Below are 20,906 nucleotides of genomic sequence, written 5' to 3'. Positions count from 1 at the left end.
GTTCCTCAGCCGGTCACATGCGTTCGGGAGCACCCACGCCGAGCAGGCGCAGTCCGTTGCGCAGCACCTGTCCGGTCGCGTCGTTCAGCCACAGGCGCGTGCGGTGTACGGGCTCGATGGGATCGTCGCCCTGCGGGATCACGCGACAGTTGTCGTACCACCGGTGATACAGACCGGCGAGTTCCTCGAGGTAGCGCGCGACCCGGTGCGGCTCGCGCACCTCGCCGGCGTAGGCGAGCACGCGCGGGAACTCCTGCAGGGCGCCCAGGAGCGCGGCCTCGGTCTCGTGCGTGAGCGTCTCGGGGGCGAAGTCGCTCCGGTCCACACCCGAGGCCGCCGCGTTGCGCCCGACGTTGTGCGTGCGGGCATGGGCGTACTGCACGTAGAAGACCGGGTTGTCGTTGGTGCGCCGCTGCAGGACGTCGAGGTCGACGTCCAGGTTCGAGTCGGCGGAGCTGCGCGTCAGGGCGTAGCGGGCGGCATCCACCCCGACGATCTCGACGAGGTCCTCGAGCGTGACGACGGTGCCGGCGCGCTTGGACATGCGCACCGGCTGCCCGTCCTTGACGAGGTTGACCATCTGGCCGATGAGGATCTGCAGGTTCACGCCCGGCTCGTCGCCGAACGCCGCGCACATCGCCATGAGCCGCTGCACGTACCCGTGGTGGTCGGCGCCGAGCATGATGATGCAGCGGTTGAACCCGCGTTCGCGCTTGTCGAGGTAGTAGGCCAGGTCGCCGGAGATGTAGGCGGGGTTGCCGTCGGACTTGATGACGACGCGGTCCTTGTCGTCGCCGAAGTCGGTCGAGCGCAGCCACGTGGCCCCGTCCGACTCGAAGATGTGACCGAGCTCGCGCAGACGCGCCACCGCCCGCTCCACGGCTCCCGAATCGTGCAGATCGTTCTCGTGGAAGTACACGTCGAAGTCGACGCCGAACTCGTGCAGCGACTGCTTGATCTCGGTGAACATGAAGTTCACGCCGAGCTCGCGGAACGCCTCCTGCTTGGCCGCCGGGTCGAGGGCATCGATGTCGCCGTCGTAGGCCAGGGCGACGCGCCGGGCGATGTCGGCGATATATGCCCCGCCGTAACCGTCCTCCGGCGTGGGCGCCCCCTCGTGGGCGGCGATGAGGCTGCGCGCGAAGCGGTCGATCTGCGCACCGTGGTCGTTGAAGTAGTACTCGCGGGTGACGCGGGCCCCCTGCGAGGCGAGGATGCGGGCCAGGGCATCGCCGACTGCGGCCCAGCGGGTGCCGCCGAGATGGATGGGGCCGGTCGGGTTGGCACTGACGAACTCGAGGTTGATGATCTCGTCGGCGCGCGCGTCGGTGGTGCCGAAGCCGTCCCCCGCCTCGACGATCGACTTCGCGAGCGCCCCGGCGGCCGCGGCATCCAGTCGGATGTTGATGAATCCGGGGCCGGCGACCTCGACCGAGTCGATGCCCTCGACCGCTTCGAGACCGGCGGCGATCTCCGCGGCGAACTCACGCGGATTGGCGCCGGCGACCTTGGCGAGCTTCAGCGCGGCGTTGGAGGCCCAGTCGCCGTGGTCGCGGTTCTTCGGCCGCTCGAGCGGAAGGTCGGCGGTGGTGAGACCCTCCGCCGCGCCGGGTCGTCGCGCCTCGACGAGGGGCGTGATGACGGCGAGCAGAGCGGCGGAGAGGACGTCGGGATTCATAGACCGCTCAGTCTAGTTCGCCCGCCTCGGCGCGCCGGATGCGTCCGGGCGCTCCAGCGCGGAGATCAGCCGATCTGCACGAGGGCCGTGAAGTCGTCCGGTTCCGCGACGGATGCCGCGGCGTCGGCATCCGCCCCCTGATCGGAGGCGACCCACGCGTCCACGCGCAGGTGGCGGAGTCCGACGATGCCGCCGTGGTAGCTGAGGAACGCGCAGTCCGCGGCGTCGCGCCCCGTGGCGATGCGCACGAGCGAGCGCCGGTCGGCCAGGCGCGTGGCGTCGATGACGTACCAGGCGCCGTCGAGGTACGCCTCCGCGACGGCGTGGAAGTCCATCGGTTGAAGGCCGGGAGCGAAGCACGCCGCGTACCGCGCGGGCATGTCCATGGCGCGCAGGAGCGCGATGACGACGTGCGCGTAGTCGCGGCAGACGCCCTGTCCGGTCATGAGGGTTGTGACCGCACTGTCGGTGCCGTGGCTGAGGCCCGGGGTGTAGGTGGTGCTGGTGGCGACGAAGTCCGATACCGCGGCGATGAGGTCGTATCCGCTGAGACCGCGGAACTGGCGGCGGGCCTGCAGGAAGACCTCGTCGGACTGGCAGTACCGGCTCGGGCGGAGATACGTGATCGCCTCGAGGTCGCTCGTCCGGCTGGCCGTGGCGACTCCGTCCACGACGGCCTCGTAGCGGACGGAGAGGAGTCCCGCTTCGCCGGTCAGGCGGTGCAGACGCGTACCGGACTGATCGACGATCTCGGTCGGGGTGTACACGCGATCGTCCTGCGTGAAGCTCAGCTGCTCGCTCGATCGGGGCACCGGCTGGGCCGCGGTGATCTGGAAGATGAGGTCGACGGGAGAGGCGAGCTCCAGCTCCATTTCGGCGGTCACGACGCGATGCACCGGAGTATCCTCGCACGCCGGAAAGGCCGCTCGGGCCGCGTGCAGTACCGTCATCCCATGCGGCACGAGGACGAGGTCTGGCACCGGCGTCCGGTGTGGGTCCTCACGGGCGTCGCCGTCGTCCTCGCGATCGTCCTCGCGCTCGGCGCGACCGCCGTGGGGACCGGCTTCTTCGGCCTCTTCCGCGCCGTCCCCGCGACCTCCGACGACATCGCGGCCGAGGCCGACGCGCGCGTCCCACCCCGCGCCCTCGTGGTGGCGGACGGGCAGCGGATGCTGGTCTTCGGCGACTCGTGGACGTTCGGACTCGGCGCCCTGACCCGCGCCCTCGGCTACGCTCCGCGGACCGCGGCGACCCTCGGCGCCCACGCGATCATCGACGGCGAGCCGGGCAGCGGCTACCTTCGCGAGGGATGGGAGGGCGGCACGTACGGCGAGCGCATCGCGGCTTTGCCGACGGATGCCGCGTTCGACGTGGTGATCGTGCAGGGGTCGATCAACGACCGCCGCCGGTACCCCGAGGGGTACGATGCGGCGGTGACCGCGGCGTGGGATGCGCTGGCGGCGACCTACCCCGACGCCGCGTTCGTCGTGCTCGGTCCCGCGCCGCACGTCCTCCCCGTCGACGACGCCGTGGTTGCGATCGATCGGGACCTCGCCGCCCTCGCCACCGCGCGCGGGTGGGGGTACATCTCGCCCCTGTCGGAGGACTGGATCACCGAGGAGAACTACCTGTCGGTCATCGACATCGGTCCCGTGGGGCTCCGGCATCCGTCCACCGACGGCCACGCGTATCTCGCCGAGCGGCTCGTGGACGCGCTGCGCGCCCTCGCCGTCCCGGCCGTCGCCGCGGCGGAAACGCCCGCGCCCGGGTGGTAATCTCGACCGGTACGCCTCCGTAGCTCAGGGGATAGAGCGTTGGTTTCCGGTACCAAAGGTCGCAGGTTCGATTCCTGTCGGGGGCACGTCATCACGAAAGGGACCGTCCGAAGGGCGGTCCCTTTCGTGATCTCTACACCACCCGTCAGGCACTGATCTCCCGCGCGAGCGAGGTCAGCAGCTCGACGGCGGCGTCCACGGTCGCGGCGAGGATCTCGTGCGGCTCGCCCTCCAGCTCCAGCTTTCGGTGGCCGACGGCATCCGCGGTCGCCCAACCGAGATAGACCTCGCCCGGCGGGTGCCCGTCATCGCCCTCGGGACCGCCGACGCCGGTCGTCGCGACGGCGAGATCGGCGCGCAGCAGGTCTCGCACGCCCACGGCGAGCTGACGCGCGACCTCCGGTGAGCACGGATCCAGGTGCTCGTCGACCCCGAGGACCTCGTTCTTCACGCCGGTCTGGTAGGCGACGACTCCCCCGCGGAACCACTCACGCGCGCCCGCACCGCTGCCGATCGCGCTCGCCAGGAGCCCTGCGGTGAGCGACTCGGCGACGGCGACCTGGAGGTCTTTCGCCGCGGCGATCTCGGAGAGTTCGGCGGTTCCCATGCTCATCCAGCGTACGGATCGTGCGGGTGCGCGCAATCCCGGAGCGAGGCGTCTGCGAGCGCGGTCAGGCGTGGTCGCCGCCGACGAGCTTCAGCCCGATGACACAGCCGACGAGGCCGAGGATGAGCAGCACGCGGACGAACGAGAAGCTCTCGTCCCCGGTGATCATCGCGTAGCCGACGGTGAGCGCTGCACCGATGCCGACCCATACCGCGTAGGCGGTGCCCGTGGGGATCTCGCGCATCGCGTAGGCGAGGCCGCCCATGCTCACCACGAGCGCGACGCCGAAGATCACGGTCGGCCAGAGCTTGGTGAATCCCTCGGTCTTGCCGAGGGCGGTCGCCCACACGGCCTCGAGGATTCCGGACAGGATGAGGATGATCCACGACATGGCACGTCTCCATGGCCAGTCTTGTCGCTCACCGGGTACTGAACCCTCGTCCGGGGATCCGGTCGGGATCCGTCGACCACTCTAGCGCCCGACCCTGCGCACCCCCTCGGCAGGGTGGGTGCGCGCGCTCAGGTGGCGCTCGCGGCCGCCTCCGCGAGATCGAGGGGGCCATGAGCGACACACGAACACCGCGAGAGCCCGCGACACACCGCTCAGACGAGGAACCACCCGTCGAGGAGGCCGGGGTTGTGCGCGTGGACGAGCACGGCGAAGACGACCGCGTCGAAGAGCAGGTGCACGGTGACCACGTAGGCGAGCGAGCGCGTCTTCATGAAGATGAAGCCCTGGAGCAGCGCGAACGGGATCGTGAGGAACGGGCCCCACGCCTGGTAGCCGAGCTCCCACAGGAACGACACGAACACGATCGACTGCAGGATGTTCGCCTGCCAGTCGGGGAAGTGCCGGCGCAACAGCGCGAAGCAGGTGCAGATGAAGAAGAGCTCATCCCAGATGCCGACAGCGCCGACGCCGACGAAGAGGCGCGCGATGAGGTCCGGGGTGTCCACGACCGGCCAGTTCATGTAGACGCCGGAGGTGATGAAGTAGAACGGCAGGATCAGCCAACCCAGCACCAGCACCGCCACCAGCCACGACCACTGGAACTTCGTCCACCGCCCGCCCCCGCGCCACGGGAACCGGATCGCATAGTCGCGGTAGACCCAGCGCGACAGCACGTAGGGCACCGCGACCGCCCCGCCGAGCGCGAGGGTGAAGCGGAGGAAGGCGAGGTTGTCCAGCTCCGCCTTCAGAGGGATGAGGCTCACGACCAGGAGACCCGCCGCGATCAGCGAGAGGTCGCGCGTGAGGCTGGGGCGACGGATGCCGTCCCCCGCGGCATCCGTCGACGGCGGCCGCTCGAACGCCTCGCGCCGCTCGATGACCAGCGCCGCCCCCACGCCCACGGCGAGGAGCACCCAGCCGAGCCAGGCGGTGAGGAGGACGAAGAACGCCGGGGCCGCCAGGCACACCGCCAACGCCGGGAGGAGTCGCCACGTCCAGGCGGGACGGGTGGCGACGGGTACGGCGGCATGAGCGGGCATGGAGTGTCCTTTCAGCGGTCGTGCAGGTCAGCGGTCGAGCGGGTGGGCGATCTCGTCCTGCCGCATGCGCGCCGCCCACAGCACGACGAAGCTGAGGACGAAGGGCACGAGGCCGGCGACGATGAAGATGGTGGGGATCGACACGACCTGGGCGAGGGGTCCGGCGAGCGCCATCGACACCGGCATGAGGGCGAGCGAGACGAAGAAGTCCAGCGACGACACCCGGCCGAGCATGTGCCGCGGGACGCGGCGCTGGAGGAGCGTGCCCCAGATGACGTTGCCGTAGCTGAAGCCGAAGCCGATCACGAACACCGACGCCATCATGAGCGCGTACACGTCGGTCAGGCCGATGACGATGAACGGCAGGGTCGACGCACCCCAGACGAGCGTCATCACGCTGAGGTAGCGGCGCGGGAGGGGGCGGGCCGAGACGACGAGCGACCCGACGACGCCGCCGATGCCGTAGGCGGCGAGGAGGAAGCCGAACCAGCGCGGGTCCTCGCCGATCCGGTCGCGGGTCAGGAAGGGCACCAGCACCTCTTCGGGGCCGAGGACGACGAGGACCCACACGGTGGCGAACAGCAGCGTCCACAGGAGCCAGCGCGTGCGGACGGTGAAGCGGACGGCGTCGGCGAGGTCGCCGAGCACGCCCCGCGACGGTGCGACGTCGCTCTCCGCCTCGGGGACGGCATCCTCGCTCCGGACGAAGAAGAGCAGTACCAGCGCGATCAGGTGTGCCAGCGCGACGCCGACGGTGGCGTGCGCGGGGGCGATGACGGCGGCCACCACCATGCCGGCCGCGGCGGGGCCCGCGGCCTGCTGCAGGGCGGGACGGATCGCCCCCTCCAGCCCGTTGGCGGCCAAGAGCTGCTCGGCGGGGAGGATCCGCGGGAGGATCGCGCTGTAGGCCGGGAAGAAGAAGCCGGCGCCGGCGCCGAGGACGAAGGCCACGACCGTCAGGTGGGCGATCGTCACGGTCGCGGTGAAGCTGACGGCGACCACCGATCCGATCGCGACGACGTTCGCGGCCTCGACGACCCGCAGCACGGTGCGGCGGGAGACCCGATCGGCGACGATGCCGCCGGGTATCGCGCAGGCGAGGAGGCCCACCGCGCTCGCCGCGGCGACGATCGAGAGGGCGACCTCGTCACCCCCGGCGTCGATGACGGTGTAGACCATCACGACCGCCCACATACCGGCGGCGAAGACCGACAGGACGACCGCGGCGAACAGCATCCGGAAGTCGGGATGCCCGAGCGGGCGGACCATGCGCCACCGATCGCGCGGCACCGCCCCCGGGGCGTGCGCACCGATCGGGATGGGTCCCGTCGGCTGCGGACCGGTCGCGCGGAGGTCCGGTGCCTCGCTCACACGCCGCCGCTCCGGCGGTAGGCGAGGTCGCGGATCTCGCGCCCGACCCGCATGCCCTTGCGTTCGAAGGCCGTCAGCACGCGCCCGTCGAACCGCGGCGCCCAATCGCCCTCGAACGACCGCGCGAACCCGTCGGCGCCGTCGAGAACGTCGCGCATCTGCAGCGCGTAGTCCTCCCAGTCGGTCGCGAGACGCAGCACTCCCCCGGGACGGAGAGCGGATGCCGCGATCCCGGCGAACTCGGCCGTGACGAGGCGTCGCTTGTTGTGCTTCTTCTTGTGCCACGGGTCGGGGAAGAACACCCACAGCTCGCTCAGTGCGCCGGCGGGCAGGAGGTGACGGAGGACCTCGGGCGCGTTCGCCTCGACGAGGCGGAGGTTCTCGACACCCGCGCGCTCGGCATCCAGCATCGTGCGCGCGAGGCCCGCGGCGAAGACCTCGACGGCCAGGAAGTCGGTGTCGGGTGCGGCCGCCGCGGCGTGCACGATGGCGTGCCCCTGTCCGGATCCGATCTCGGCGATGAGCGGTGCCATGCGCCCCCAGACCGAGGCCGGGTCGATGACCGTCCCGGGCCGGACGCTGGTGGCGGCCTCGTCGCGGTCGACGTCGATGACGAAGGCGGGGGCGAGCTCGCGCCACGCGCGCTCCTGGGCCTCCGACATCCGACCGCTGCGGCGGACGAACGAGACGGGGCGGTCGCGGAATCCGCGGGAGGGGGCGGGGCTCGGCGGCGCGGTCTCGGACACTCCCCCAGGCTACCGGCGGGGTGCCCCGCCGACGGTGCGGCGTCAGTCCACGGCGGTGACGAAGTCGATGAGCTCCTCCACCCGGCCGAGCAGCTCCGGTTCGAGGTCGCGGTAGGAGTGGACCGAGGCGAGGATGCGCTGCCAGGCGCGGGCGAGGTCGGCCTGATCCCGCGCGGGCCATCCGAGCGCGCGACAGACGCCGACCTTGTACTCGATGCCGCGCGGGACGTCCGGCCAGCGCTCGATACCGACCGCGCGGGGCGTGACGCACTGCCAGACGTCCACCCACGGGTGCCCGACGATCTTCACGTGGGCGCCGTGCGGGCCCCGGGCGACCGCGTCGGCGACGCGGGACTCCTTCGATCCCGGCACGAGGTGATCGACGAGCACCCCGTACCGGCGCGCGGCCGAGGGCGGCTCGTCGTCGAGGGTGGCCTGGAGGAGGTCCACGCCCTGCAAGTACTCCACGACGACGCCCTCGGCGCGCAGGTCGTCGCCCCACACCTTCTCGACCAGCTCGGCGTCGTGCCGGCCCTCGACGAGGATGCGGCTCGCGCGGGCGGTGCGGGCACGGGTCTCGGGCGCCGCGAAGGAACCGGATGCCGTGCGGCGGGGACCCGCGGGCGCGGTGGGCGCCGGGGGGATGAGGACGACGTCCGCGCCGTCGATGAGGAAGCCTGCGCCGAGGGGGAACAGGCGTCGGCGACCGACGCGGTCCTCGAGCTCCACCATGCCGCCGGAGACCGACGTCACGGCACCGCAGAATCCGTCGTCGGCGACCTCCACCACGGTGTCGCGCGTCGCTTCCACGCGCGCGAGCTGCTTCGCCTGGCGCTGCTTCCACCCGGCTGCCAGCACGTCGGTGCCGTATCGATCGTCCATGCGTCCTCCGCCACGGCACGCTACCCGCATAGCAGGTCGCCGGCGGCCCGACCCGCGGGAACGCCGAGAGGATCCCGGCGGACTTCCGCGGTATGCACGGCGGTGCATAGACTCGCCCCGTGGGTCGGCAACGGCTCTCACCGAAGGGGGATCTCCATGCGCGCACGGTGGGCGGCGATGCTCGCGCTGATGCTCGCGCTGGTGTGCGTCCCCGCCACCGCCGCGTCCGCGACGCCCCCGGTCGACCTCGGCTCCGGCTACGTCCTCGACGACGCCGGTGTGCTCTCGAGCGCCGACGCGGATGCCGCCGAGGAGCGCCTCACACAGCTGCGCGCGGACACCGGCGTCGACCTCTGGGTCGTGTTCGTGGACACCTTCACCGACCCCGACTCCTCGGAGGCGTGGGCGAACGAGACCGCGTCCCGCAACGGCCTCGGACCGACGCAGTACCTGCTCGCCGTCGCCGTCGACAGCCGGCAGTTTTACATCTCCGGCGACAGTGAGGGGCCGGTCACCTTCGATCAGCTCGGCGCCATCGAGCAGCAGGACGTGCAGCCGGCGCTGGCCGCCGAGGACTGGCTCGGCGCGATCGACGCCGCGGCGGCCGGGCTCACCGCGGCCACCGGGAACGGTACCGGCGGCGCCTCCGGATCCGACGGCGGGTCCGGGGGCGGCATCCTCACCGTGATCCTCGCGATCGCCGCGGTCGGTGCCGCGATCGCGGTCATAGTGGTGTTCGTCCGGCGCCGTCGTTCAGGTGCCGGCGGGGGTGCCGTGGGCACCTCCGGTCCCCCGGCCGTGCCGACGGCCGAGCTCGCTCGCCGCGCGGCATCCGCTCTGGTGGAGATGGACGACGCGATCAAGACCAGCACGCAGGAGCTCGGGTTCGCCACGGCCCAGTTCGGCGAGGCGGCCACCGAGGAGTTCTCGCGTGTCCTGGCCGAGGCGCGTGCCGACCTCGACAAGGCCTTCGAGATCCAGCAGACCCTCGATGACGAGACCCCCGACTCGGATGCCGAGGTGCGGGCCGCCACCACTCGCATCATCGAACTCTGCGAGGGGGCCGGGGCGCGCCTCGACGCGAAGGCCGAGGCGTTCGACGAGCTCCGCCGCCTCGAGCAGAACGCGCCCGAAGCCCTCGCGAGGGTGCAGGACGAGCGCGAAGAGGTGCTCGGCGCCCTCGCGACGGCCGACGCGACCCTCGCGCGGCTCCGCGGGTCGTACGCCGACGAGGCACTGGCGGCCGTTGCGGACAACCCCGCCCAGGCGCGGTCACGGATCGAGTTCGCGGACGAGCAGATCGCGATCGCGACCGCGGCGATCGGCGCCGGACGCGGCGGCGAGGCCGCCGTCGGCATCCGCGCAGCCGAGGAGGCCGTCTCGCAGGCGCGCCTGCTCGAGCGGGCCGTCGAAACGCTCGCCGCCGATCTCGTCGAGGGCGAGCGCGGCGCGCACGCACTCATCACCGAGCTCGAGCGGGACATCGTCACCGCCTCCACGCTCCCCGACGGCGACGGACGGGTCGCCGCGGCGATCGCCGCCACCCGGACGCAGATCGACACCGCCCGCGAGAACCTCGCCGGTACCGCGCGCCGCCCGCTGGCGATGCTGCAGGGCCTGGAATCGGTCGACACGCAGATCGATGCCGTGGTGCAGGGGGTGCGCGACGCCGAGGCGGCCGCTCAGCGCGCGCGGCAGATGCTCGCCCAGCACCTGATGCAGGCCCAGGCCCAGGTCGCCGCGGCGGAGGATTACATCACCGCGCGTCGGGGTGGCGTCGGCGCCGAAGCACGCACGCGTCTCGCCGAGGCCGGTGCTTCCCTGGTGCGCGCCCAGCAGCTGCAGTCCTCCGATCCCGCGCAGGCGCTCCAGCAGGCCCAGCGCGCCGAGCAGCTCGCCGCGCAGGCGATGCAGCGCGCGCAGGCCGACGTCGGCGCCTTCTCGGCCGGTCCTGCGCAGGGCGGCGGCAACGGGATGATGAACGCGGTCCTCGGCGGCATCGTCATCAACTCCCTCCTCGGCGGCGGATCGTCCCGCGGCTCCTCCGGGGGGTTCGGCGGCGGCTTCGGCGGCTTCAGCGGCGGCGGCCGATCCGGGGGCGGGATGCGTCCCGGCAGCTTCGGCGGCGGCGGCACCCGCGGCCGCCGGGGAGGTGGCCGCTTCTGATCCGCTCCGACCGTCTCGCGCGGGCCGCGCCGCGGCACCCGCTTCTCCCCTCATCTTGATCGTTCGACAGGAAGGAACACCATGGCCAAGCAGTCCATCTTCGGTCGCATCTCGACCCTCGTGAAGGCCAACATCAACGCACTCCTCGACTCCGCCGAGGACCCGCAGAAGATGCTCGACCAGCTCGTGCGCGACTACACCAACTCCATCGCCGACGCCGAGGCCGCGATCGCCGAGACGATCGGCAACCTGCGCCTGCTCGAGCGCGACCACCAGGAAGACGTCCAGGCTGCGGCCGAGTGGGGCAACAAGGCCCTCGCCGCCAGCCGCAAGGCCGACGAGCTGCGCGGACAGGGCAACACCGTCGACGCCGACAAGTTCGACAACCTCGCCAAGATCGCGCTGCAGCGTCAGATCAGCGAGGAGAACGAGGCGAAGGCGATCGCCCCCACCATCGCCGCGCAGACCGAAGTCGTCGACAAGCTCAAGGACGGCCTCAACGGCATGAAGCAGAAGCTCGACCAGCTGCGCTCCAAGCGCAGCGAGCTCCTCTCACGAGCCAAGGTCGCCGAAGCGCAGAACAAGGTCCACGACGCGGTCAAGTCGATCGACGTGCTCGACCCGACGAGCGAGCTCGGCCGGTTCGAAGACAAGGTCCGCCGCCAGGAGGCCCTCGCCCAGGGCAAGCAGGAGCTGGCCGCGTCGAGCCTCGACGCGCAGTTCACGGCGCTGGAGGATGTCGGCGAGCTGACCGAGGTCGAGGCACGCCTGGCGATGCTGAAGTCCGGCGGAACCACCCCCGCCGCGATCAACGCGCCCACCACCCCGTGACCCGCGTCCGTGGGGCGTCGATCATCGCGATCGGCGCCCCACGGCGCATTCCGGGTGCGATGTCGGAGCGAGCGGAAGGAGACCGCCGATGACGCGGTTCATCGTCGTCCCCCAGTGGCAGGGCAGCGCGTCGTCGCGCGCGATGCAGCTGATCGACGGCGCGGAGGCCCTCGCGGGGGATCTTCCGCGGCCGCGCACCGTCGTCGTCGACGTGCCCATGGAGGCCGGGGAGGCGCTTGACACCGGGGTGCTGCGGGCGAGCTCGCTCCGCCGCATCCGTGCGCAGCTCGACGCGGCCCTGGAGCTGTCCGCAGAGCCGGTCCTCACCGTCGGCGGTGACGCCGGCGTCGCCCCGGCCGCGATCGCGCACGCCGCCGCGCGGTGCTCGCGGCTCGCGGTGCTGTGGGTCGCCGCGCATCCGGCGCTCCACGATCCGTCGTCGTCGCCTAGCGGCGCGTTCGAGACCATGGCGCTCGGCGCGGCGCTCGGGCGCACGGATGCCGGACTCGGCCTCGCCCCCGGCACCGTCGCTCCCGAGCGGGTGCTGCTGGCGGCGGCGCGGGCCGCGGACACGGCGGAGGAAACGGTGGCGGCGGCGCTCGGCATCCGCTCGTTCATGATCCCGGGCGACACCGACGGGCTCCTCGCCGCACTGTCGGGTGTGGACGCCGACGGGCTCTACGTGCACGTGGACGTCGCCGCCCTCGACCCGTCCGCGGTCACCGGGATGGTGCGTCCGGTGCCGTTCGGCCCGAGCGTGACGGAGCTCACCGCCGCCGTCGCCGGCGCGCGGGAGAGGGTTCCGCTCGTCGGTGCGTCGTTGAGCGGCTACTCCCCCGCCTCGGCAGCGGTCGCAACCGATGACCTCGGCCCGCTGCTGCGGATCGTCGGAGCCCTGGCGTGAACACCGCGCAGGCGGCCGCCGCCGCGCACGCCCTCGCCGCCGGGCGTCGGATCGACCGCTGGATCCCGCCCATGCTGCTGGATTCACCGATCAGCCGGCTGGGCTACCTGTACGGCTGCACCGTCGGCTGGGTGTGGGGAACGCTCTGGAGCACCGGTCGGGTGCAGCGCCGCGGCGGGCTGTGGGTGTTCCGCGGTATGCCGTCCTGGACCTTCCCGCGCGGCGGCGTGTGCGTCGGCGGATGCTTCCTCACCGGGCGCGGCGCGATCGACGATCGGCTGCTGCGCCACGAAGCGGTGCACAAGCGCCAGTGGCAGCGGTACGGCTTCCTGATGCCGCTCCTCTACGCCCTCGCAGGCCGCGACCCTCTGCGCAACCGCTTCGAGATCGAGGCGGGCCTGGAGGACGGGCGGTATCTGCCCCGCCGCCGCGGGACGACGCGGATGGAGCCGGTCGCGCGCTGAACGCGATGACACCGGGTCGAGATCGGCGGCGCCGGGTCGGTGGCCCGCGTCGGTTGCCGCGGGTCAGCGGCGGGCGGTGAGTCCGAAGCGCTCGGGCGCGTGGACGCGCTCGGCCGGGATGCCGAGGTCGGTGAGGTGGTCGACGATGTCCGCGGTACCCAGGTAGCCGCCGAGCAGGTGGATGCGGGTCTGGTCGTCGTCGGCGCAGAGCATCTCGTCGGCCCATGCACCGACCGCGCGAGCCAGGGCGAGGCCCGGCGTGCACGCGCGGGCGGAGCCCGGGGCGCCCGAGCGACGGGAGCGGTCGAGCCATGTCACCGTCATGCGTGCCGGGGCGCGGAGCGCGAAGACGTGCGACGCGTCGGACACCTCGATGAACACACGGCCCGTCGAGCACAGCGGGAGCGTGGACAGCAGCGTCTCGAGCTCGACCAGCGACGACTCGTCGGCGGTGATGAGGTGCTGCACGCGCGTGTGACGGGAAGCCCGGCACGCGGCGGCGGAGTGCTCGGTGCTGTGCGACATGATGCGTCCAGCATAACCCCGACGAAGGGTTGCCTTACCTCACTCCCACGATTTCGGCCGATGGCCGCGTATCGCGGACGGCGTGTCAGCGGGCGACGAGCACCCGACCGAGTTCGACGACTTCATCGTCGCTCAGTCCGTGGGAGAGCAGATAGTCGCGCGCGGATCCGTACTCGGCGTCGATGCGACCGAGCAGCCGTTCCATGACGTCGGCGGGCGACCCCGCCACGAGCTGTTCGAGGTTCGTCGACCCCGGATGCTGCGCGCGCAGCCAGTCGATGACGGCGCGCGTCCGCTCGACGGGGAGGAGCGCCGCGGTGCGCGCGTAATCCGCAACCACCTCGTCGCGGTCGACACCGGCCGCCGACAGGGCGACGGCGACCGTCACACCGGTGCGGTCCTTCCCGACCGTGCAGTGCACGAGCACCGGCTGATCGACGACCACGGCACGCACCGCCCGGACCACCGCGTCGGATGAGTCGTCGACGATCCGCCGGTACATCTCCTCCAGCCCGATGTCCTCGGCGAAGAACGACGTCACTGATCCGAGGAACAGCGGCACGCGCTCCACCGGCACCGCCGCCGGAAGCCGACTGGGGTTCGCGTCGACCTCCGCCGCATCACGCAGATCGACGACGCGGCGGAGCGACAGCCGGGACAGCGCCGCGACACCGTCGTCGGCGAGGTGCGCCAGCGTCCCGGACCGGTAGAGCGTCCGCTCCCGCGTGATTCCGCCGCCTGCGCGGAGTCCGCCGACGTCGCGTAGGTTCATCGACCCCGCGACCGCGGCGAGGTCGACCGGTTCCCCGCTCACCACGCGGACCCCGCGGCGGCGTCGCGATCCTCTCCCTGGAGATCTTCGCGCGGCGGCACCGCGTATCGCCCCGCGATCGCGACCCGGTTGAAGGCGTTGATGGCCACGAGGATCCAGCTGAGCGCGACGTACTCGTCCTCGCTGAGGATCCCGCCGACCCGGTCGTACAGCTCGTCGGACACCCCTCCGTCGTGGATGCGGGCGTACGCCTCCGCCAGCTCCAGTCCCGCGCGCTCGCGGTCGGTGAAGACCCCCGACTCCCGCCACACCGGAATCTGGGCGATGACGTCGGCGCCGAGGCCGATCTTCGCCGCGCGGTCGACGTGGACGCGGACGCAGAACGCGCACCCGTTGATCTGCGACGTGTGGATCTGCACGATCTCGCTCAGCCGCGGCTCGATCGCATTCGACGCCGCGAGCGACCCCACGGTCGTGGAGAACGCGGCGAGCGCCTTGTAGGCCGCGGGGGCCGAGCGGGACAGATGCACGCGCGATTCCGGACTCATGCCGTCAGCCTACCCACGCGCGGTGGGGCCTCGACGGGACAGAATGGGCGGATGACCGAGCCCGAGAACGAGTTCTCCTTCCTCCCCGCGCAGGCCTCGGACGCCGGCGCGACCGGTCCGCTCCCCCGCGCCGAACGCCTGTCGCTGGCCCTCGCCGATGGCCGGACGCTGAGCGCGCTGCGGTACACCCCTGTCACCGCGACGACGGGTCCCGCGATCACCTTCCTCCACGGGGCGGGTCTGAACGCCCACACCTGGGACACCACGATCCTCGCGCTCGGGCTCCCCGCGCTCGCGATCGACCTCCCCGGCCACGGCGACTCATCCTGGCGGGACGACGCCGCGTACGTCGCCCGGGTCCTCGCTCCGGACGTCGCGGCGGGGATCCGCGCGTGGACCGACGGCCCCCAGGTGCTGGTCGGGCACTCGCTCGGCGGCCTCACCGCGGCGGCCGTCGCGGCATCCGCTCCCGACCTCGTGCGCGACCTCGTCGTCGTCGACATCACCCCCGGCATCGATCCGAACGGCGGCGCCGCCCAGCTGCGCGCCTTCTTCGCCGGCCCGACGGACTGGGCCAGCCGGGACGAGGTCGTCGACCGGGCGCTCGCGTTCGGTCTGGGCGGCGGGGCGCGTGAGAAGGTCGCGCGCGGCGTCTTCTTCAACACCCGGATCCGCCCCGACGGCCGCGTGGAGTGGAAGCACCACTTCGCCCGCCTCGCCCACGACGCCGCCGACGCCGGCGGTCTCTCCGACAGCCCTCGCGCCGAGCGCACCGACGCCGTCGCGGCGGTGCTCGGAACGACGGGATGGGAGGACCTCGCCGCCGTCACCGCGCCGATCACCCTCGTGCGCGCCGAACGGGGATTCCTCACCGACGACGACGAGCAGCAGTTCCGTGCGCACCTCCCGGCCGCCCGGATCGTGCGGATGGATGCCGGTCACAACGTGCAGGAGGATCAGCCGCGGACCCTCGCCGCCCTCGTTCAGAGCATCTAGGCTGGTCTATCGCGGTCTGCACCCGAGCGGCCCGCGCCCCCTCGGTCCCGTCGTGTCCGGATGACACGGCCCCCTGAAAGGACGGGCATGCTCCGCCGCACCACCCTGGCCGCATCGACGATGACCCTCGTCGGCGCCCTGGCCCTCAGCGCCTGCACCGCCGCCCCGGCGCCCGCCCCGACGTCGACGGGCGCCCCCGATCCGAACGCCTCGGTCGCCATCCGCCTCGTGCTCGAGCCGAGCAATCTCGACATCCGTCTGACCGCCGGCGCCGCCCTCGACCAGGTCCTCGTCGACAACGTCTACCAGGGACTCGTGGCACGCACGCCCGAGCAGGAGATCGTTCCCGCGCTCGCGAGCGACTGGGAGATCTCGCCCGACGGCCTCACCTACACGTTCACCCTGCGCGAGGGCATCCTGTTCCACAACGGGCAGGAGCTCACCCCGGAAGACGTGGTGTGGTCGTTGACGACGCGCCGCGGCGACGCCGAATGGCGCGACTCCGCCCGGCTCGCCGGAGTGCAGGAGATCACCGCCGACGGCCAGGAGATCACCCTCACCCTCGCCGAGCCCGACTCCTCGCTGCTGTGGAACCTTTCCGGTCGCGCGGGCATCATCCTCGACGAGCAGACCGACGTCGACTACAAGACCGCCGCGAACGGGACCGGCCCCTTCGCCCTGGAGTCCTGGCTCCGCGGCGACAGCATCGTCCTCACGCGGAACGCCGACTACTGGGGCGAGCCGGCCGGCGTCGCCGAGGTCGTCTTCGACTACATCCCCGACAACCAGTCCGCACTGAACGCCGCCCTCGCCGGCGAGGTGGACGTCGTCACCGGGTTCGACGCGAACCTCGCGCCGCAGATCGAGGCGGAGGGCACCTTCGCCCTCGAGATCGGGCCGTCCACCGACAAGGCGACGCTCGCGTTCAACCAGCAGGCCGGATCGCCGCTGGCGGACCAGCGCGTGCGCCAGGCGATCCGTCAGGCGATCGACCACCAGGCGTTCGTCACCGCGCTCGGCGCGGGAGAGACGCAGTACGGCCCGATCCCGGAGCTGGACCCCGGCTACGAGGACCTGTCGGACCTCGCCCCCTACGACCCGGAGGCGGCCCGTGAGCTCCTCATCGCCGCCGACGCGGAAGATCTCGAGCTGACCCTGACGATCCCGAACTTCTACCCGACCACCATCCCCCAGGTGCTCGTGTCGAACCTCAACGAGGTCGGCATCGAGCTGCGTGTGGAGTCGGTCGACTTCTCGACGTGGCTCAACGACGTCTACGTCAACCGCGACTACGACCTGAGTTTCGTGCTCCACACCGAGGCGCGGGACTTCGAGAACTGGGCGAACCCCGACTACTACTTCACCTACGACAACGCAGAGGTCCAAGAGCTCTACGCCGACGCCCTGGCGGCGACCGACCCCGCCGAGGTCGAAGACCTCCTCGCGGAGGCGGCGCGCATCGTCTCCGAGGACGCGGCGGCCGACTGGCTCTACAACGGCGCCTCGGTCGTGGCCGTCGGCACCGGGATCGACGGGATGCCGAACACCAACGTCAACGAGCGGATGAACCTGACCGCCCTCACCAAGAGCGACGGGTGATCCGATACGCCCTGACACGCACAGCCCTGCTCCTGCTCGGGCTGTTCGTCGCCAGCGCGGTCATCTTCCTCACCCTGCGGGTGCTTCCCGGCGACGTCGCCCAGCTCATCGCCGGCACCGGGTCGACCCCGGAGCAGCAGGAGGCCATCCGCGCCCGGCTGGGCCTGGACCGCCCCCTGCCGCTCCAGTACCTCGAGTGGCTCGGAGGCCTCCTGCGCGGCGACCTCGGCACCTCGCTCCTGACCGGCACCGGCGTCGGCGAGGAGCTCGTGCGCCGAGCCGCCGTCACGGTGCCGCTCGGCATCCTGTCGCTGCTGATCGCCCTCGCCGTGAGCCTCCCCCTCGGCGTCGTCTCGGCGGTCCGACGTGCACGGGCCGACGGCGTGGCGTTGAGCGTGGGCGCGCAGGCCCTTGCGGCGGTCCCCGTGGTCTGGGCGGGCATGATGCTCGTCGTCGTCTTCGCCGTCTGGCTCGGATGGCTTCCGGCGCAGGGCTTCCCTCGCGAGGGGTGGGCGGACCCGGGGGCCGCGCTCCGGGCGCTGATCCTCCCCGCCCTGACGATCGGACTGATCGAAGGCGCGATGCTCCTGCGGTTCGTGCGGTCCGCGACGCTCTCGGCGCTCGGCCAGGACCACGTCCGCGCCGCGGCCGCGCGCGGACTCACCCGCACCGCGGCCCTCGTCCGCCACGGCCTCCCGGTCGTCGGGCTCTCGGTGGTGACGGTCCTCGGTCTGCAGATCGCCGGCATCATCGTCGGAGCGGTCGTCATCGAGCAGCTGTTCACCCTCCCCGGGATCGGCAGGATGCTCGTGGCCGACGTGGCGGCCCGCGACCTCCCCAAGGTGCAGGGCGCGCTGGTGGCTCTGACCGGCTTCGTCCTCCTCGTCGGCTTCGTCGTCGACCTCACGCACCGCGCCCTCGATCCTCGTCAGCGGGAGACCGCATGAGCCGCGCCGTGCTCCGCCGACAGCGCCGTGCCCGCCTCCGCGCGCGCCGCTGGGGCTGGCTCGGGCGCCTGTGGGCGCTCGGAACGGGACGCTTCGGACTGCTCGTGGTCGCCGCCGTCACCCTCACCGCTCTCGTCGCCGCCGTCTGGACGCCGTTCGACCCGCAACAGGTGGACCTCGCCGCGCGGTGGAGCGCGCCGGGTCTGGACCACCCGCTCGGGACGGACGGGTCGGGGCGCGACATCCTGAGCCTGCTGATGGCGGGAGCCCGCACGACGATCCTCGTCGCTGTCGGCGCGGGCCTGATCGCGACGGCGCTCGGCCTCGTCCTCGCCGCGCTCGGCGCGCTCACGACCCGGGTCGTCCGGGAGTCCGTGGCGGTGCTGATCGACATCCTGATCGCGTTCCCCGTGCTCCTCATCGCGATGATGATCTCCGCGGTCTGGGGAGGATCCCTCGCCGTGGTCATCTGGTCGGTCGGCATCGGGTTCGGGGTCAACATCGCCCGTGTCACCCGGCCGGAGCTGCGCCGCGTCCTCCACAGCGACGTGGTGCTGGCGGGGAAAGCGGCGGGCCTCACGCCCGTCCAGAACCTCGCGCGCCACCTCCTCCCCCACGTCGCCCCGGTGTTCATCGTCCAGCTGTCGTGGGGCATGGCCGTCGCCGTCCTCGCCGAGGCGGGACTGTCGTACCTCGGGTTCGGTGCGCCCGTCACCGACCCGTCGTGGGGGCTCCTCCTCGCCGAGCTCCAGCAGTACCTCACGGTCTACCCGCTGTCCGTGCTGTGGCCGGGGCTGGCCATCACCGTCACCGTGCTGGGCCTGAACCTCCTCGGCGACGGCCTCCGCGAGGCGACGGACCCGACGCTGCGCACCGCTCGGGGCGCCGCCCGCGCCGCGCGGACCCACATGCCGGAGGTGGTGGCATGAGCCTATCCGTGCAGGACCTGACGATCGACATCGGCGGACGCCGGGTCGTGGACGGCGTGTCCTTCACCGTGCCCGACGGTGCACGGGTGGGCCTCATCGGCGAGTCGGGATCGGGGAAGTCACTCACGGCCCTTGCGATCCTGGGACTGCTGCCGGACGGCGCGACCGTCGGCGGTCGGATCCTCTGGGACGATCGCGATCTCCGCGACCTCGACGACCGCACGCTCGCCCGCATCCGCGGTCAGGAGATCGGCATGGTGTTCCAGGAGCCGCAGACGGCGCTGAACCCCGTCCGGCGAGTGGGGCGGCAGATGACCGAGTCGCTGCGCATCCACACCGGGATGTCGCGCGCGGACGCCGCGTCGCACGCGATCGAGCTCGCGGAGCGGATGGCGCTCCCCGACCCCGCCCGGATCGTCCGCCGCTACCCGCACCAGCTCTCCGGCGGTCAGCGTCAGCGGGTCGCCCTCGCGGCCGCCCTCTCCTGCGCACCGCGCCTCATCATCGCCGACGAGCCGACCACGGCCCTGGACGTCACGGTGCAGGCCGGCATCCTGACGCTCCTGCGCGACCTCGTCGAGGACGAGGGACGCGGGCTGCTGTTCATCACGCACGACCTCGCCGTCCTGTCGCTGGTCGCCACGCGCGGCGTCGTCCTGCACCGAGGACGCGTGGTGGAGGACGCGCCGGTGCAGGCCCTCCTCACCGCCCCCGCCTCGGAGATCACGCGGGGACTCCTCCGCGATGCCCGGGCGACGTCCTGGTCGCCGCAGACGCAGACACCGTCCGAGACACCGCAGGGCGAGGAGCAGCGATGACCCCCGTCTCCGCATCGCCCCTGGTACGCGCCCGGGCCCTGACCCGCACCTATGCCGGCGCTCGGGAGCGGCCGTTCGGCCCGCGCCCGGTCACCACGGCACTCCACGACGTCGACCTGGACATCCGCGCGGAATCCTCGCTCGGCATCATCGGCGAGTCCGGATCCGGCAAGTCCACACTGGTGCGGCTCCTCGCCGCCCTCGACGCCCCGACGTCCGGCACCGTCGAGGTCGACGGGCGTCCGGTGGATGCCGCGGGGCCGGCCCGGTCGCTCCACTGGCTCCGCGCGCTCACCGGCATCGTCTTCCAAGACCCCTACGCCTCCCTCGATCCCCGGATGAGCGTCGGCCGGATCGTAGGCGAGCCGCTGTGGGCGCTGGGCGCGCCGGGCGACCACCGAGCCCGGGTCGAGGAGGTCCTCCTCCGCGTAGGTCTGGATGCCGAGGCGGCCGAGCGCTTCCCCCACGAATTCTCCGGCGGCCAGCGTCAGCGCATCGCACTCGCGCGGGCGATTGTGCACCGCCCGCGCCTCCTCCTCGCCGACGAGCCGCTGTCGGCGCTCGACGTGAGCGTGCGGGCGCGCATCATCGATCTGCTGGCGCGGCTGCGGACGGAGGAGGATCTGACCCTCGTCCTCGTCTCGCACGACATCGGCGTCGTGGCCCACGTGTGCGACGAGATCGCCGTCATGAAGGACGGGCGTATCGTCGAGCGCGGACGCACCGCCGACGTCCTCGCACGCCCGCGGCATCCGTACACGCGCGAGCTCCTCGCGGCGGCTCCCGTGCTCCCGCCGGCCCCCGACGGCGATGCATCCCACCGGGAGGATGTCGGCCGCCGCGACTAGGGTCGGTGC

22 protein-coding genes, 1 tRNA gene and 1 riboswitch are annotated in these 20,906 nt (G+C 72.2%); of the genes, 12 read left to right on the top strand and 11 right to left on the bottom strand.

The window, feature by feature from the left end; genetic code table 11:
• Window positions 1–13: 13 nt before the first annotated feature.
• Both argS and LTL01_RS09165 read right to left on the bottom strand, forming a co-directional pair.
• Window positions 14–1,678 (bottom strand): arginine--tRNA ligase, encoded by a 1,665-nt coding sequence (argS, locus tag LTL01_RS09170; RefSeq protein WP_236968331.1) that lies wholly within the window; start codon window positions 1,676–1,678, stop codon window positions 14–16.
• 65 nt (window positions 1,679–1,743) lie between these two features.
• Complete coding sequence (locus LTL01_RS09165) at window positions 1,744–2,574, bottom strand: transglutaminase-like domain-containing protein (protein ID WP_053547643.1); 831 nt, start codon at window positions 2,572–2,574, stop codon at window positions 1,744–1,746.
• A 57-nt stretch (window positions 2,575–2,631) separates the two neighbouring features.
• Between LTL01_RS09165 and LTL01_RS09160 the strand changes: the two genes are divergently transcribed.
• Both LTL01_RS09160 and LTL01_RS09155 read left to right on the top strand, forming a co-directional pair.
• The gene (locus LTL01_RS09160) at window positions 2,632–3,453 is read left to right on the top strand and encodes an SGNH/GDSL hydrolase family protein (protein WP_231717955.1); all 822 of its coding nucleotides are present in this window, start codon (window positions 2,632–2,634) and stop codon (window positions 3,451–3,453) included.
• A 13-nt stretch (window positions 3,454–3,466) separates the two neighbouring features.
• Window positions 3,467–3,539, top strand: a tRNA-Arg gene (locus LTL01_RS09155).
• A 59-nt stretch (window positions 3,540–3,598) separates the two neighbouring features.
• Here LTL01_RS09155 and LTL01_RS09150 read toward each other — a convergent pair.
• From LTL01_RS09150 to LTL01_RS09125, 6 genes are all read right to left on the bottom strand, one after another.
• Window positions 3,599–4,060, bottom strand: a complete 462-nt coding sequence (locus tag LTL01_RS09150) for a CinA family protein (RefSeq protein ID WP_236968330.1) — start codon at window positions 4,058–4,060, stop codon at window positions 3,599–3,601.
• Window positions 4,061–4,124: 64 nt separating this feature from the next.
• Entirely contained in the window at window positions 4,125–4,451 is a 327-nt protein-coding gene (locus tag LTL01_RS09145) for a DMT family transporter (RefSeq protein ID WP_236968329.1), read from the bottom strand.
• A gap of 11 nt (window positions 4,452–4,462) precedes the next feature.
• Window positions 4,463–4,525, bottom strand: a riboswitch (guanidine-III (ykkC-III) riboswitch).
• A gap of 138 nt (window positions 4,526–4,663) precedes the next feature.
• The gene (locus tag LTL01_RS09140; RefSeq protein WP_236968328.1) at window positions 4,664–5,551 is read right to left on the bottom strand and encodes a CPBP family intramembrane glutamic endopeptidase; all 888 of its coding nucleotides are present in this window, start codon (window positions 5,549–5,551) and stop codon (window positions 4,664–4,666) included.
• A 27-nt stretch (window positions 5,552–5,578) separates the two neighbouring features.
• A complete protein-coding gene (locus tag LTL01_RS09135) occupies window positions 5,579–6,820 on the bottom strand; it encodes an MFS transporter (protein ID WP_236968431.1) in 1,242 nt (413 codons plus the stop codon).
• Window positions 6,821–6,918: 98 nt separating this feature from the next.
• On the bottom strand, window positions 6,919–7,668 hold the full coding sequence (trmB, locus tag LTL01_RS09130) for a tRNA (guanosine(46)-N7)-methyltransferase TrmB (protein ID WP_236968327.1): 750 nt from the start codon (window positions 7,666–7,668) through the stop codon (window positions 6,919–6,921).
• Between the two features lie 42 nt (window positions 7,669–7,710).
• Window positions 7,711–8,550 carry a DUF3097 family protein gene (locus tag LTL01_RS09125; RefSeq protein WP_053547661.1) on the bottom strand — a complete coding sequence of 280 codons (840 nt, stop codon included), beginning with the start codon at window positions 8,548–8,550 and terminating at the stop codon, window positions 7,711–7,713.
• A 156-nt stretch (window positions 8,551–8,706) separates the two neighbouring features.
• Here LTL01_RS09125 and LTL01_RS09120 point away from each other — a divergent pair, with 156 nt between their 5' ends.
• The 4 genes from LTL01_RS09120 to LTL01_RS09105 all read left to right on the top strand — a co-directional run bounded on the left by LTL01_RS09120 (window position 8,707) and on the right by LTL01_RS09105 (window position 12,915).
• Window positions 8,707–10,716 carry a TPM domain-containing protein gene (locus LTL01_RS09120; protein ID WP_236968326.1) on the top strand — a complete coding sequence of 670 codons (2,010 nt, stop codon included), beginning with the start codon at window positions 8,707–8,709 and terminating at the stop codon, window positions 10,714–10,716.
• 81 nt (window positions 10,717–10,797) lie between these two features.
• Entirely contained in the window at window positions 10,798–11,547 is a 750-nt protein-coding gene (locus LTL01_RS09115; protein WP_053547663.1) for a PspA/IM30 family protein, read from the top strand.
• A gap of 88 nt (window positions 11,548–11,635) precedes the next feature.
• On the top strand, window positions 11,636–12,451 hold the full coding sequence (locus LTL01_RS09110) for an arginase family protein (protein ID WP_236968325.1): 816 nt from the start codon (window positions 11,636–11,638) through the stop codon (window positions 12,449–12,451).
• A 71-nt stretch (window positions 12,452–12,522) separates the two neighbouring features.
• Entirely contained in the window at window positions 12,523–12,915 is a 393-nt protein-coding gene (locus LTL01_RS09105) for a Fe-S oxidoreductase (protein ID WP_236968430.1), read from the top strand.
• Between the two features lie 63 nt (window positions 12,916–12,978).
• Here LTL01_RS09105 and LTL01_RS09100 read toward each other — a convergent pair whose 3' ends face one another.
• From LTL01_RS09100 to LTL01_RS09090, 3 genes are all read right to left on the bottom strand, one after another.
• Entirely contained in the window at window positions 12,979–13,440 is a 462-nt protein-coding gene (locus tag LTL01_RS09100; RefSeq protein ID WP_236968324.1) for an SIP domain-containing protein, read from the bottom strand.
• An 85-nt stretch (window positions 13,441–13,525) separates the two neighbouring features.
• Window positions 13,526–14,254, bottom strand: coding sequence for a tyrosine-protein phosphatase (locus tag LTL01_RS09095; protein WP_236968323.1), 729 nt, complete (start codon window positions 14,252–14,254; stop codon window positions 13,526–13,528).
• Window positions 14,251–14,760, bottom strand: a complete 510-nt coding sequence (locus tag LTL01_RS09090) for a carboxymuconolactone decarboxylase family protein (protein ID WP_236968322.1) — start codon at window positions 14,758–14,760, stop codon at window positions 14,251–14,253. Before LTL01_RS09090 ends, LTL01_RS09095 begins: the two co-directional genes overlap by 4 nt.
• 51 nt (window positions 14,761–14,811) lie before the next feature.
• Between LTL01_RS09090 and LTL01_RS09085 the strand changes: the two genes are divergently transcribed.
• The 6 genes from LTL01_RS09085 to LTL01_RS09060 all read left to right on the top strand — a co-directional run bounded on the left by LTL01_RS09085 (window position 14,812) and on the right by LTL01_RS09060 (window position 20,897).
• Entirely contained in the window at window positions 14,812–15,756 is a 945-nt protein-coding gene (locus LTL01_RS09085) for an alpha/beta fold hydrolase (protein ID WP_236968321.1), read from the top strand.
• Between the two features lie 87 nt (window positions 15,757–15,843).
• Entirely contained in the window at window positions 15,844–17,355 is a 1,512-nt protein-coding gene (locus LTL01_RS09080) for an ABC transporter substrate-binding protein (RefSeq protein ID WP_236968320.1), read from the top strand.
• On the top strand, window positions 17,352–18,302 hold the full coding sequence (locus LTL01_RS09075) for an ABC transporter permease (protein ID WP_236968319.1): 951 nt from the start codon (window positions 17,352–17,354) through the stop codon (window positions 18,300–18,302). The genes LTL01_RS09080 and LTL01_RS09075 overlap by 4 nt, the downstream gene beginning before the upstream one ends.
• The gene (locus LTL01_RS09070) at window positions 18,299–19,231 is read left to right on the top strand and encodes an ABC transporter permease (protein ID WP_236968318.1); all 933 of its coding nucleotides are present in this window, start codon (window positions 18,299–18,301) and stop codon (window positions 19,229–19,231) included. Before LTL01_RS09075 ends, LTL01_RS09070 begins: the two co-directional genes overlap by 4 nt.
• The gene (locus tag LTL01_RS09065) at window positions 19,228–20,049 is read left to right on the top strand and encodes an ABC transporter ATP-binding protein (protein ID WP_236968317.1); all 822 of its coding nucleotides are present in this window, start codon (window positions 19,228–19,230) and stop codon (window positions 20,047–20,049) included. Before LTL01_RS09070 ends, LTL01_RS09065 begins: the two co-directional genes overlap by 4 nt.
• On the top strand, window positions 20,046–20,897 hold the full coding sequence (locus LTL01_RS09060; protein WP_236968316.1) for an ABC transporter ATP-binding protein: 852 nt from the start codon (window positions 20,046–20,048) through the stop codon (window positions 20,895–20,897). The genes LTL01_RS09065 and LTL01_RS09060 overlap by 4 nt, the downstream gene beginning before the upstream one ends.
• The last annotated feature ends 9 nt before the right edge of the window (window positions 20,898–20,906 follow it).

This window comes from Microbacterium aurantiacum, assembly GCF_021654035.1.
GTDB lineage: Bacteria > Actinomycetota > Actinomycetes > Actinomycetales > Microbacteriaceae > Microbacterium > Microbacterium aurantiacum.
Note: the sequence above shows the minus strand (reverse complement) of the source record. Positions and strands in the feature narration are given on the sequence as shown.

Coding starts and splice junctions, on each gene's coding strand:
- argS (WP_236968331.1), bottom strand. CDS start 1,678: ATGAATCCCGACGTCCTCTCCGCCGCTCTGCTCGCCGTCATCACGCCC.
- LTL01_RS09160 (WP_231717955.1), top strand. CDS start 2,632: ATGCGGCACGAGGACGAGGTCTGGCACCGGCGTCCGGTGTGGGTCCTC.
- LTL01_RS09150 (WP_236968330.1), bottom strand. CDS start 4,060: ATGGGAACCGCCGAACTCTCCGAGATCGCCGCGGCGAAAGACCTCCAG.
- LTL01_RS09145 (WP_236968329.1), bottom strand. CDS start 4,451: ATGTCGTGGATCATCCTCATCCTGTCCGGAATCCTCGAGGCCGTGTGG.
- LTL01_RS09140 (WP_236968328.1), bottom strand. CDS start 5,551: ATGCCCGCTCATGCCGCCGTACCCGTCGCCACCCGTCCCGCCTGGACG.
- LTL01_RS09135 (WP_236968431.1), bottom strand. CDS start 6,820: ATGGTCCGCCCGCTCGGGCATCCCGACTTCCGGATGCTGTTCGCCGCG.
- LTL01_RS09125 (WP_053547661.1), bottom strand. CDS start 8,550: ATGGACGATCGATACGGCACCGACGTGCTGGCAGCCGGGTGGAAGCAG.
- LTL01_RS09120 (WP_236968326.1), top strand. CDS start 8,707: ATGCGCGCACGGTGGGCGGCGATGCTCGCGCTGATGCTCGCGCTGGTG.
- LTL01_RS09115 (WP_053547663.1), top strand. CDS start 10,798: ATGGCCAAGCAGTCCATCTTCGGTCGCATCTCGACCCTCGTGAAGGCC.
- LTL01_RS09110 (WP_236968325.1), top strand. CDS start 11,636: ATGACGCGGTTCATCGTCGTCCCCCAGTGGCAGGGCAGCGCGTCGTCG.
- LTL01_RS09105 (WP_236968430.1), top strand. CDS start 12,523: ATGCTGCTGGATTCACCGATCAGCCGGCTGGGCTACCTGTACGGCTGC.
- LTL01_RS09100 (WP_236968324.1), bottom strand. CDS start 13,440: ATGTCGCACAGCACCGAGCACTCCGCCGCCGCGTGCCGGGCTTCCCGT.
- LTL01_RS09090 (WP_236968322.1), bottom strand. CDS start 14,760: ATGAGTCCGGAATCGCGCGTGCATCTGTCCCGCTCGGCCCCCGCGGCC.
- LTL01_RS09085 (WP_236968321.1), top strand. CDS start 14,812: ATGACCGAGCCCGAGAACGAGTTCTCCTTCCTCCCCGCGCAGGCCTCG.
- LTL01_RS09080 (WP_236968320.1), top strand. CDS start 15,844: ATGCTCCGCCGCACCACCCTGGCCGCATCGACGATGACCCTCGTCGGC.
- LTL01_RS09070 (WP_236968318.1), top strand. CDS start 18,299: ATGAGCCGCGCCGTGCTCCGCCGACAGCGCCGTGCCCGCCTCCGCGCG.
- LTL01_RS09065 (WP_236968317.1), top strand. CDS start 19,228: ATGAGCCTATCCGTGCAGGACCTGACGATCGACATCGGCGGACGCCGG.
- LTL01_RS09060 (WP_236968316.1), top strand. CDS start 20,046: ATGACCCCCGTCTCCGCATCGCCCCTGGTACGCGCCCGGGCCCTGACC.